This window comes from Comamonas suwonensis (genome assembly GCF_012844455.2).
GTDB classification, from domain to species: Bacteria; Pseudomonadota; Gammaproteobacteria; order Burkholderiales; family Burkholderiaceae_C; genus Comamonas; species Comamonas suwonensis.
Genome location: NZ_JABBCQ020000008.1, coordinates 13,258 through 24,736, shown reverse-complemented (window position 1 = coordinate 24,736; position 11,479 = coordinate 13,258). Strand labels below are relative to the sequence as shown.

Annotated in this window: 6 protein-coding genes and 1 pseudogene; 1 reads left to right on the top strand and 6 read right to left on the bottom strand. The window is 52.3% G+C overall.

Annotated features, from left to right (window positions below; all coding sequences use genetic code 11):
• Nucleotides 1–32 precede the first annotated feature (32 nt).
• From HF327_RS10430 to HF327_RS10415, 4 genes and pseudogenes are all read right to left on the bottom strand, one after another.
• A complete protein-coding gene (locus HF327_RS10430; RefSeq protein ID WP_169108170.1) occupies nucleotides 33–2,744 on the bottom strand; it encodes a DEAD/DEAH box helicase in 2,712 nt (903 codons plus the stop codon).
• 15 nt (nucleotides 2,745–2,759) lie between these two features.
• Nucleotides 2,760–4,457, bottom strand: a complete 1,698-nt coding sequence (locus tag HF327_RS10425; protein WP_169108169.1) for a site-specific DNA-methyltransferase — start codon at nucleotides 4,455–4,457, stop codon at nucleotides 2,760–2,762.
• Nucleotides 4,458–4,526: 69 nt separating this feature from the next.
• A complete protein-coding gene (locus HF327_RS10420) occupies nucleotides 4,527–5,828 on the bottom strand; it encodes a replication-associated recombination protein A (RefSeq protein ID WP_169108168.1) in 1,302 nt (433 codons plus the stop codon).
• Nucleotides 5,829–5,859: 31 nt separating this feature from the next.
• A pseudogene (locus HF327_RS10415) lies at nucleotides 5,860–6,282 on the bottom strand (AAA family ATPase); the annotation flags it as partial.
• Nucleotides 6,283–6,688: 406 nt separating this feature from the next.
• Here HF327_RS10415 and brnQ point away from each other — a divergent pair.
• Nucleotides 6,689–8,014 (top strand): branched-chain amino acid transport system II carrier protein, encoded by a 1,326-nt coding sequence (gene brnQ / locus HF327_RS10410; protein ID WP_169108166.1) that lies wholly within the window; start codon nucleotides 6,689–6,691, stop codon nucleotides 8,012–8,014.
• Nucleotides 8,015–8,158: 144 nt separating this feature from the next.
• Here brnQ and lolA read toward each other — a convergent pair whose 3' ends face one another.
• Nucleotides 8,159–8,794, bottom strand: a complete 636-nt coding sequence (lolA, locus tag HF327_RS10405) for an outer membrane lipoprotein chaperone LolA (protein ID WP_169108165.1) — start codon at nucleotides 8,792–8,794, stop codon at nucleotides 8,159–8,161.
• A 108-nt stretch (nucleotides 8,795–8,902) separates the two neighbouring features.
• Nucleotides 8,903–11,266: a DNA translocase FtsK gene (locus HF327_RS10400; RefSeq protein WP_169108164.1), complete on the bottom strand. Its 2,364-nt coding sequence runs from the start codon at nucleotides 11,264–11,266 to the stop codon at nucleotides 8,903–8,905.
• Nucleotides 11,267–11,479: the final 213 nt, after the last annotated feature.

Genomic DNA, 11,479 nt, shown 5'->3' with positions numbered 1-11,479 from the left:
TTTGCCATACCCATTTATTGACTTTCTTCACTTTACAATGCCTCAATTAGCTTCAGCACATCACCAGTGGTATGAGCCCCGTCAATCGGGTTGCTCTCAAATACCATCATGTAGTGATAGCGGTAGCCGGTTTCATGCGCAATCTGGTTAGCCTGAGACTCCCAAATTTTGCCAAGCTTCAGCTTGTCCTTGGAGTCAGAGTTATCCCTATCATCACCCTTGGTTTCCACCACAATGATGTTCTTGCTCTCAGTGAGAACAATGAAGTCAGGGTAGTGATTAAGGAAACCATTCAGCAAGAACCCCTTGCCACGCTCAAGGTTTCTGTGCCACCAGACAATGTTTTCCAGTTCTGCAACACCCCGGATAACCTTGCTTTCTAAGTTGTTCACACTACCTTCAGTGACATAAAGGCTCTTGCTGATAGCAGGAGCATTTTCACTTGGTGCAATCGTTGCAGGCAACGAGAAAGACGGACGAAGTTTGATTTTCTGAGTGGTCAGCCAATTGCCAAATTCCTTAGCAGCATACTCATTGGCAAGGCTCTGAATCTTATCTTTGATGAGCTTGACATACGCATAGTCACGCTCAAGGCAATCAGCGCGCAGATCAGCACTCATGGCCTCAACAATTCGTTTGAGGTAGTGCTTAACATCGTTGTCTTCAATTGGGTAGAAACTGTTCTTACCAATTAGGCTGAAAAGCCGACCAACGATAGAAGTGATTTGACCTGAAGTCGGCTGACTCTTGATGATGCTGTTGAGCTTTTCTTTTTCTGCCTTCTTCACTACAGTGAAAGATGGAGCACTTTCACCATTACCAATCTCTTCGGCATCTACCTTATAGACATCAGATTCAATGGCTGTGAAGTTAATAGTGGCATCGAGGTTTGCCAACACAAAGTTAGACAGCAAGTTTTCTTTAGCCAACTTGTGCCACTCATCACCACTGTCAAAGAACCCACCATCAGAGGGCAACTTGATGAAGAACTGGGGTAGCTGAATTGCCTTTGCAGACTCTTCAAACTTTTGCTTCATCTTATGCTCGTTCATATGGGCCTTCAGTTCTTCTGGAACAGATTCACCACTCGTAGCATTGGCCTGTTCTTCAAATTCTTTAGCTTGTTCAGCAGCCTGATTCTTGATTGCTTCAACACCTGTTGCATCACTGCCAGTTGAGGCAGGCTGATCGCCATTTGGGGCTATAGCAGCTTGCTCCACAGCTTGTTGTTCCCAGTCAGGATTGAGCTTGCTCTTCTCAATTTCAAGATCCTGGCCATCACTCGCTTCAGCAGGCTTGTCCCCACCAGTTGGAGGCGTAAGGTTTAATTGTTCCTGAGTTGGTGATGGTGTAGCACCCGGCTCTGGCTCAATCGCAGACAGGTCAAATTCTCTGTAGTCGCGCTTTGAGAAACCAGCCTTGTTCAAACCCGCAACCACCTGACTCAACGTGTTCTGGAAGTGGCTGGACGAGGTAAAAACATAGCTCAAGTTCAGTAGCTCAATGCTGTGCTTTCTGGTGTAAGGCATACGCAGCACACGACCCAAAATTTGAGTCACATCCACCACAGAAGACTTGTTTGCCAGTGTCGCAAGCACATAAGCGAACGGGCAATCCCACCCCTCTTTCAGCGCATTGACCGTGATGATGTATCGCACTTGGCAATCACGGCTCATCAAATCAACATTCTTCAGTTCGTTGATATTGGCAGTCTTGATGGCAATATGTTCTTTTGGAATATTCAGTTCAAGCAGAATTTCCCGCACCTTCTCAAAGGTGGTGGTGTCGTCCTTGTTCTTCGGTTCAGCCTGGAACAGCACGATAGGGCGAATGTAGCCACCGCCCTTTTCTTCAGCCTTCTTAGCGAACTCTTCCAATTGCCGCCGCATGTTCAAAGCCGCCATGATCACATCTTCTTGGCTTCGTTGATTGGCAACAATCACAGGAAGCTTGACCATGTTTTGCTTCTTGAGTCGCAAGGCATCAACATAGCTGATGATGTTGCTGTTATCTCGTGGAGTAGCGGTCAGGTCAAAAATGAAACTTGGGTTGAGATTGCGAAGCATGTCCACGGACAAAGTGCTTTCAGCATTGTGGCTTTCATCCACAACCACAATCGGCTTGAGGGTCCGCATGACATTGATGAGCGCGGAAGGATCAGTTCCTTCCAGTGGCTCAACAACTTCACTGTCATCATTCAAAAACGAAGCGAGATAGCCGTTTTCTTGAAACGCTTTACGGTTCTCTTTGTTGGTTGCCTTGAGTGAGTCAAACGACATCACAACCACCGATAGCTGCTCCTTCACAGTGTCCGCATTGAACCCTGCACCCTGAAGGACATCAGCCTTCTCGTAAATCTGCACACGACCATTGAACAGGTCATTCAATCGCTGACGATATGGGTGATCGATGTTGGACAGATTCTTAACCGTTTGCTCAAGGATGGTCAGTGAAGGAACCAGCCACACCACGAACTTAGGGCGTGTGGGGTTGTACTCTGCAAAGGCAGAAAAAATTCTGTCCAAGGCATTCACTGCAATGAAAGTCTTGCCACCAGCAGTGGGGACCTTCACGCATACATGAGGCACTTCTTTGATGTTGTTCTTGTATGCCTGATTGAGAACACCACGATCTTTCCAATACTTGATAAAAGCATTGGGAAGATGCCCCTTGCACTCAAGCAGTGTTTCTAAATATTTACTGAGGTCCGTTAGAACGTCAGCTTGATAGTCTTTGAGTTCCATGTGTTTTTCTTCTTCTTAGAATCGTGTGATGTCACGAGGAATGCGCTTGAATGTGATTCCGTGTTTGTAGAGGAAGTCTTTATCCAAAGCACACTTGTCAGCGTAAATCACAAACTGTTCAGGCCTGGACTGTAGATCCTTGATTTTCAGTTGTCCAAGAAAATCAATATCAAGTGCAGTGACCCGATCGCGTTCATAGAAAAAGACACATAGCGAAGTTTCTGTTGCACCTAAAGCATAGGGACTCACAGAATTTCCAGCGTCCAACCTTTTCCCAGTTGGAATTTTTTCTGTGTAGGCTACATAGTCTCTGATGGCTTCTGCTCCAACTTCTTCATTGAGATTCTTGTCATCTTTGAAGAGAGCTGTGCCAACTGAATAGAAGTCAAATCCGCCTCCCAATCCTGCTACAGCCTTCTTTCCTTCACCATAGCCATTGATGACACGGCGAACCCGTTCAGCCGTAATCGTTTCAGCATAGTCCAACGTTTCACACAAAATGAAACGACGATTGCCATCATCTTGAGCATTCAATTTCAAAACAGCATGCGCTGTTGTTCCGCTACCAGCAAAGGAGTCTAGAACAACACTATTCGGCTTCATTACAAAACCAAGTAATTCTTCAAGCAAGACTGAAGGCTTAGGGTAGTCGAACGGCTTAGATCTATCTGAAAAAATATTCTTGATTTCGTTTGTTCCAGTTCGACCATCCAATTCAATGAGTGAAGCAAGCTTTGCTTTGTAGTCTTTTACATAAAGCTTTAGCTCAATGAGCTTAGATTCGTCCTCGCCAAACAGAATGCGATCTTCATCTAAAAGCTTTTGCATTGTCTCTGGCGGAAACCTATAACCCATCAATGGTTGCTTGCATGCCTTCTTAGTCTCAGGATGAAAAACATCATAGCGATAACCCTCTTTTCCAGGGTTATGGACACTACGGCTTCCTGTGTAAATTCCATCATGATCTATGAACTTGTAGTCTTGGAACGGCCACAACTCTGATTTGTGTTCACGATACCATTCAGCATATGAAGACTTTAGTTCACCCAAGTCTTCATGTTTTTCAGCCAATTTTTCACCAAGCTCAATTAGCTTCGTTTTGACCTCCAAATATGGGGAGGACCAAATTGGACTAATCAGATTCTTGGATTTTGCGTAGCACAAGATGTACTCATGCTCTAAGCTAATGTTCGTTGGGTTGTTATCAGTAACATTTCGCCAAACAATTTCCCCAACCCAGTTTCCTGCACCAAATATTTCTTCAAGCAACAACTTGAATGTTGCCATTTCATTGCGATCCAGACTAACGAAGAAAATGCCATCATCTGCTAACAAACGATGAAGCAACTTCAAGCGCGGATACATCATGCAAAGCCACTTATCGTGCCTGCTTAAATCTTCGCCTTCCTTACCTACAACTTGACCCAGCCACTTCTTGATCTTTGGGTCATTGACGTTGTCGTTGTACTTCCACTCTTCATTGCCAGTGTTGTAAGGTGGATCAATGTAAATACAATTCACTTTACCTTCATATTCTGGAAGAAGGCTTTTCAACGACTCTAGATTGTCACCATGAATGATGCGATTGTTCATGGAGTTGATTGGGGCACCCTCGTTGGCTTTGAAGCTGTATTGCTTATCTAGCAAACGGAATGGCACATCATGATGGTGGTTGACCACCTTGTTTTTTCCGACCCAGTGCAGTGTTGGCATAAATCTATCTTTTTATAAGCTACTGGCACGCTTGCACCAGTGCATGTTTATCGGAATTCGTTTGAATTTCTATTCCCCAGCTTCCTCATCCCACTTCCGCAGGAGAGCAAGCTTTTCAGCAATTTTGACTTCAAGTCCTCTTGGCACCGGTTGATACCAACCCGGTTCTTCTATGCCTTCAGGAAGATAGGTTTCACCAGCAGCATAGGCATTGGGTTCATCATGAGCATATCGGTACTCATGCCCATAGCCCAGTTCCTTCATGAGCTTCGTTGGAGCATTTCGAAGATGAACAGGAACCTCCCGGCTCTTGTCCTGTTTCACGAATGCTTTAGCTTGGTTGTAGGCGTTGTAGCCAGCATTGCTTTTGGCAGCTATGGCCAAATAGATGACAGCTTGCCCCAAGGCTAACTCACCTTCAGGACTACCCAACCGTTCATAGGTCAATGCAGCGTCGTTGGCTATCTGCATAGCCCTTGGATCAGCAAGTCCGATGTCTTCCCATGCCATGCGAACAATGCGCCGCGCCAGATACCTTGCATCAGCACCACCGTCCAACATACGGGTCAGCCAGTAAAGGGCAGCATCAGGATGGGAGCCACGCACCGATTTGTGCAAGGCTGAAATCTGGTCATAGAAGTTGTCCCCACCCTTGTCAAAGCGACGACTGTTCAGGGTCAAAGCATTCTGCAAGAAGTCAGCATTGATTGCTGTGATCCCAGAAGCCTTAGCTGCTGTACTGGTCTGCTCCAACAGGTTCAAGAACCTTCTGGCGTCCCCATCTGCATAGCCAATGATCGTGTCTCTAGCCAGGTCATCAAACTGAAGATGTCCAACGGCGAGGTCTTGGGCACGAACAAGCAAAAGCTTTAGTTCCTCGTCTGTCAAAGACTTCAAGACATAGACTTGAGCACGCGACAACAAAGCCGAATTCACTTCAAAAGAAGGGTTCTCAGTAGTGGCGCCAATGAAGGTGACTAGCCCACTTTCGGCATAGGGAAGAAGTGCATCTTGTTGGGACTTATTGAACCTGTGAATTTCATCTACGAACAAGATTGTGTGCTTGCCCATAGAGAGGTTCTGCTGTGCTTGCTCCATTGCAGCGCGAATGTCTTTGACACCAGAGAAAACTGCAGACAAGGCAATGAACTCGCACTTGAAGGCTGTAGCTGTGAGGCGTGCCAAAGTGGTTTTGCCAACACCCGGCGGCCCCCAGAAGATCATGGAGTGGGGTTTGCCTGACTGGAAGGCAAGTCTTAAAGGCTTACCTTCTCCCAACAAGTGCGACTGTCCGACCACCTCGTCCAAGGTCTTTGGACGAAGTGCTTCAGCCAGTGGTGCAGAGGGCTCTTGTGCGAACAAATCAGCCATGCTTCACCCCCATTGAACAATGGGGAAGCACAAGGAATTGCACAAACGCATTCCTAAGTTGTTGATTTATATATGACTTGACAGCTTTGTTGAAGCGATGCACCTCATCCACAAACACGATAGTGCGCTGCTGCATCAGCCCATCGCGCGCCAGCTGCGCCTGCTCCACGGCTTCACGAATGTCCTTGACACCGCCCAGCACAGCGCTGATGGAGATGAATTGTGCATCAAACGCATCGGCCATCAGGCGCGCAATCGTGGTTTTGCCCACGCCGGGCGGGCCCCAGAGAATGCAGCTGTGCGGGCGGCCCGACTCAAACGCCAGGCGCAGCGGCATGCCCTCGCCCAGCACTTGTTGCTGGCCGACCACCTCCCCCAGCGTGCGTGGGCGCAGACGTTCTGCCAGAGGCTGATGGGACACTGCCGAGGAATGAGAGTTGTTGTGCATGACCATGACCCCTCAAGTATCCAACGCGCCAGCCCTGCACGCATCCAAAGGGGCAGAGCGGTTTGGCCTAGCCCCTTTGTAGCCAGCACTCACCTGCGTTAACCCTTATTTCCTATCAGAATTCTTGATAATGGAGAATAGCGTTTTAACGGATTAAATCTCTCCATTAACGAGGCCACCCCTCGCCTTCATGGAAGTACTGCCCCTGTTCTGCCTGCCAAAAGCCAGGTCAGCCTTGCGTGGCAGCGCGTTTAGATTCATTGCCTGCTGCCCACCTTGGGCAGGCAATGCCTGAGACTGATACGGCTACCGCCTGTCAGCCAGCACTCAATCGAAAGCATCCGCAACTTTCCTTGATTCCAACTGACTCTGAGCGCGCTGCTGCAAGCACCGTGCGCCAGATCCTATGCGTATGAAAAAACTCAAGACGTGGGACATTTTTGCCCTCGGCTTCATGACTTTTGCCCTGTTCCTCGGGGCAGGCAACATCATCTTCCCCCCCATGGTGGGCATGGCTGCGGGTGAAAACCTGCTGGGCGCATCGGCCGGCTTTTTGCTGACCGGCGTGGGCCTGCCCCTGCTGGGCGTGATCGCCCTGGCCCGCGTGGGCGGTGGTCTGGACACTTTGACCCACCCCATTGGCCGCATTGCCGGTCTGGTTCTCGCGGTTGCCATCTATCTCACCATAGGCCCTCTGTTCGCCACGCCGCGCACCGCTACAGTCTCGTTCGAGATGGGTCTGGCACCGTTTGTGGGCAACACGCCTGGCATGCTGCTGGCCTTCACCATCACCTATTTTGTAATGGTGGCGCTGCTGTCGCTGTTCCCCGGCAAGCTGATGGACAACGTGGGCAAGATCATCACCCCCGTGCTGATTGTGGCTCTGGCTGTACTCGGCGGCTCTGCCGTGCTGGCCCCTGTGGGCGGCTACAGCGTCAGCACCACAGCCTATGCCACGCAGGCTGCAGCCTTCTCCGAAGGCTTTTTGCAGGGCTACCAGACCATGGATGCATTGGCATCGCTGATCTTCGGCATCGTCATCGTCAACGCCATCAAGGCCGCTGGCGTGCACGACACCAAACTGCACACCCGCTACTGCATCTACGCCGGCATCATTGCCGCCGTCTGTCTGGGTCTGGTCTATGCATCGCTGATGTATCTGGGAGCCACCAACAGCAATCTGGCAGCCAACGCCACCACCGGCGTGCAGATCCTCACGGCCTTTGTGCAGCAGACCTTTGGTCCCGCAGGCCTGTGGCTGCTGGCCATCGTCATCATGCTGGCCTGCCTGACGACCGGGATCGGCCTGATTACGGCCTGCAGCAGCTTCTTCAGCGACCTGACAGGCATCAATTACCGCACCATGGTCATCGGCCTGTCTGTCTTCAGCGCCGTCGTCGCCAACCAGGGCCTGGCCCAGCTGATTGCCGTGGCCGTGCCTGTGCTCGTGGGTCTTTACCCTCTGGCCATCGCCCTGATCGCCCTGAGCCTGCTGCACCGCTGGAACCAGCCATCACGCGTCTACATCCCCGTCATGGCCGTCGCCTTGGTCTTTGGCCTGTTCGACGCAGCCAAGGCGGCCACGTTTGATTCACTGGTCCCCGCATGGCTGGACAGCCTGCCCGGTGCCGCCCTCGGTATGGGCTGGGTCACACCCGTAGTCTGCGTACTGGTGATTGCGGGCCTGCTGGACTTTGCAACCGGCAGCAAGCAAGCCATGAGCGCCAAGCGCGCCTGATGACGTCATCTTGAACCGGCTCAGCCACTATCAAAAGCGCAGCGCTTTGCACTTGATAAGTAAGGTCTAGAGCCTGATTCAACAGTAAAAAAGGCCTGCGGAAATTCATCCGCAGGCCTTTTTTACGCGTCCGGGCTATCCGGTTTACTGCTTGAGCACATCCGCCCCCTTAGGCGCTTTGAACTGGAAAGTCGATGCTGGCAAAGAAGCCTGCGTCTGCAAAGACTGGAACTTCATCAGCGAATGCTGGCCAAAGCTGTCTTCAATGCTCAGCGCCGCCAGTTGCCCTTCGGGCGTAAAGCCAATGCGCACGCTTTTAAGCTGACCGCCTTTTTGCTTGGGGCTGGCCAGCACCCATTCCAGGCCATCGCCATTGTGCTCGTTGCTCAGCTCAAAGTCCGCCTTCAGCGCCTTCAGATCCGTGGCCGAAGTCAAAATGGCCGCCGGCGTGCTGCCCAGCGCCTGCGCCTGTGCGCGCTCTGTAACTTGATTCAGGTCGGCGTCATACAGCCACAGCGTCTTGCCATCCGCCACGATCAGCTGCTCAAACGGCTTGACGTAGTTGAAGCGGAACTTGCCGGGGCGCTGAAATTCAAAGCTGCCACTGGAAACCTTGGTGCGCACCTCCTGTCCCTGCTTGGGAGGAGCCGTCACTGCCTGCGTGAACTCCGCCTTGCCTGCACGGACGTTCTTCATGAAAGATTCAAGGCTTTTCAGACCATCCGCCATTGCTGTGCTTGCGCCAGCAGCTATCAAAATTGCAGTCAAAAGACGTTTCATCTTTTCTCCAAAAATTTATCCATTGAGGCAGTGGCTTAGCGAGGGAAACCAAGCAAGAGCCGCCTCCGGGCAAAGGCATCACCCCTCAGAGGAAAGCCACAATGCGGCTCAGGAGGCATCCCGGTTCGGCACCAGCACATCACGCTGCCCACTGGAGGTCAGCGAGCTGACCAGCCCGGCCTGCTCCATCTGCTCCAGCAGATTGGCCGAGCGGTTATAGCCAATGCGCAGTTTGCGCTGAACGTAGGAAATACTGGCCTTGCGGTCTTTCAGCACAATTTCCACGGCCTGGTCGTAAAGCTCGTCTTTCTCGCCACCACCGCTTTCGCCGCCAGCATCGCCCTCGCTATCGACGGTCCCGCCTTCCAGAATGCCTTCGATATAGTCAGGCTCACCCTGCTCTTTGAGGTAGTTGACCACGCGGTGCACTTCGTCGTCGGACACAAAAGCGCCGTGCACACGAATCGGCTGACCAGTGCCACTGGCCATGTAGAGCATATCGCCCATGCCCAGCAAGGCTTCGGCGCCCATCTGATCCAGAATGGTGCGACTGTCAATCTTGGAGCCCACCGAAAACGCAATTCGCGTAGGAATGTTGGCCTTGATCAGACCCGTGATCACATCCACGCTGGGGCGCTGGGTGGCCAGAATCAGGTGAATGCCAGCCGCACGCGCTTTTTGCGCCAGACGAGCAATCAACTCTTCAATTTTTTTGCCCACCACCATCATCAGGTCGGCCAGCTCGTCAATCACCACCACGATATGCGGCAGGCGCTGCAGCGGCTCGGGCTCTTCAGGCGTCAGGCTGAAGGGGTTGGGAATGGATTCCTCGCGTGCCTTGGCATCATCAATCTTGGTGTTGTAGCCCGCCAGATTGCGCACGCCCATCTTGCTCATCAGTTTGTAGCGGCGCTCCATCTCGGCCACGCACCAGTTCAGACCGTTGGCGGCCTGCTTCATATCCGTCACCACGGGGCACAACAGGTGGGGAATGCCTTCGTAGACCGACATTTCCAGCATCTTGGGGTCGATCATCAACAGGCGAACATCGCGTGCCTCAGCCTTGTAGAGCAGAGACAAAATCATGGCATTGATACCCACGGACTTGCCGGAGCCGGTGGTACCCGCCACCAGCACGTGGGGCATCTTGGCCAGATCGGCCACCACGGGGTTGCCCACAATGTCCTTGCCCAGGCCCATGGTCAGCATGCTCTTGGCATCGTGATAGACCTGCGAGCCCAGTACTTCAGACAGGCGAATCGAATGGCGCTTGGCGTTGGGCAGCTCCAGCGCCATGAAATTTTTGCCGGGAATCGTCTCGATCACGCGAATCGATACCAGAGACAGTGAACGCGCCAGATCCTTGGCCAGATTGACGATCTGCGAGCCCTTGACGCCGGTGGCAGGCTCTATCTCATAGCGCGTAATGACGGGGCCAGGCATGGCAGCGACCACCCGCACCTCCACGCCAAAGTCCTTCAAACGCTTTTCAATCAGCCGGCTGGTCATTTCCAGCGTCTCGGCAGAGACCGATTCCTGTCGCTGAGGCGCCTCGTCCAGCAAGTCGACCTGCGGCAGCTTGCTGTCGGGGTGGTCCGTGAACAGCGGCTTCTGGCGCTCCTTCACCACACGGGCGCTAGGCTGGGCCGTTTCTTGCAACACGGGTTCAATAATCTGCACCGGCTGATGCACAGGGACGCGGATTTCGCCCTCCGTGCGGTCAAACACGACTTCCTCGCGCTCACGTGCCGCTCTTTTGCCGACAGAAACATCCTTGGCAATCTCGCGGCGCTCGCGGCCAAATTGCACCAGACCATCCAGGCGTGCGCCCAGACCTTCGGCCAAAGAGCCCCACGAAAAGCCAAAGACCATGGCTGCGCCCAGCACGAAAAGGCAGATGCCAATCAGGCCAGAGCCTGCAAAGCCCAGCCATTTGAGGCTATTGAAGCCCATCATGTATCCGAATACACCACCAGCCGGGCCAGGCAGCAGGCTTTCAAAGCGGTAAAGACGGGTCCATTCCAGCGCGCAGCTGGCTACCATCAAGACAGCCAGACCGCCCCAGAACAGAAAGCGGCGACGCCATAGCGGCATCAGCGCTATTGGGGAACCATCTTTGTTCACGCCGCCACGCATCCAGCGCACCAGCGATGTAATCCAGGTCTGCGCAGAGGCCAGCACCAGCCACCAGACGGACATGCCAAAGCCGAAATAACAGGCATCGGCCAGCCAGGCACCAACGCGGCCCATCCAGTTTTGAACAAACGGCCTTTGCCCGGCACCAGATGTGGACCAGGCAGCATCCTGCGGGGAGTAGGTCAGCATGGCGGTGAGCCAGAAGACCAGAGCCAGCAGGCCAATAAGCAGCAAAACTTCCTGACTGAAGCGAATCACTCCGTAGCGCGGAGTGGTTGCCCGGGCTTTGGATTTGCTGGAAGAAGACGCCTTCGAAGCGTTCAATGTGTATGTCATACGCAGGCGCAAGCTTACCTTAGCCCTTTATCCAAGCGGTGATTCAGCCAGCACGATTTTCCAGCCTAATGCAAGCACATGCAACAAAGCTGCCAGTCAGCTCAAATAAACGCTTATTCACTATCATTTTTAACAATTGCAGTGATTAAAAACAGCTGAGCGCAGAGTCCTTGATACGGAGCGATACTCCCATACCTCTCCAATGCTTTCATG

Bases quoted from the DNA above. Each gene is read 5' to 3' on its own strand.
- HF327_RS10430 (WP_169108170.1), bottom strand. From the start codon at position 2,744: ATGGAACTCAAAGACTATCAAGCTGACGTTCTAACGGACCTCAGTAAA.
- HF327_RS10425 (WP_169108169.1), bottom strand. From the start codon at position 4,457: ATGCCAACACTGCACTGGGTCGGAAAAAACAAGGTGGTCAACCACCAT.
- HF327_RS10420 (WP_169108168.1), bottom strand. From the start codon at position 5,828: ATGGCTGATTTGTTCGCACAAGAGCCCTCTGCACCACTGGCTGAAGCA.
- brnQ (WP_169108166.1), top strand. From the start codon at position 6,689: ATGAAAAAACTCAAGACGTGGGACATTTTTGCCCTCGGCTTCATGACT.
- lolA (WP_169108165.1), bottom strand. From the start codon at position 8,794: ATGAAACGTCTTTTGACTGCAATTTTGATAGCTGCTGGCGCAAGCACA.
- HF327_RS10400 (WP_169108164.1), bottom strand. From the start codon at position 11,266: ATGACATACACATTGAACGCTTCGAAGGCGTCTTCTTCCAGCAAATCC.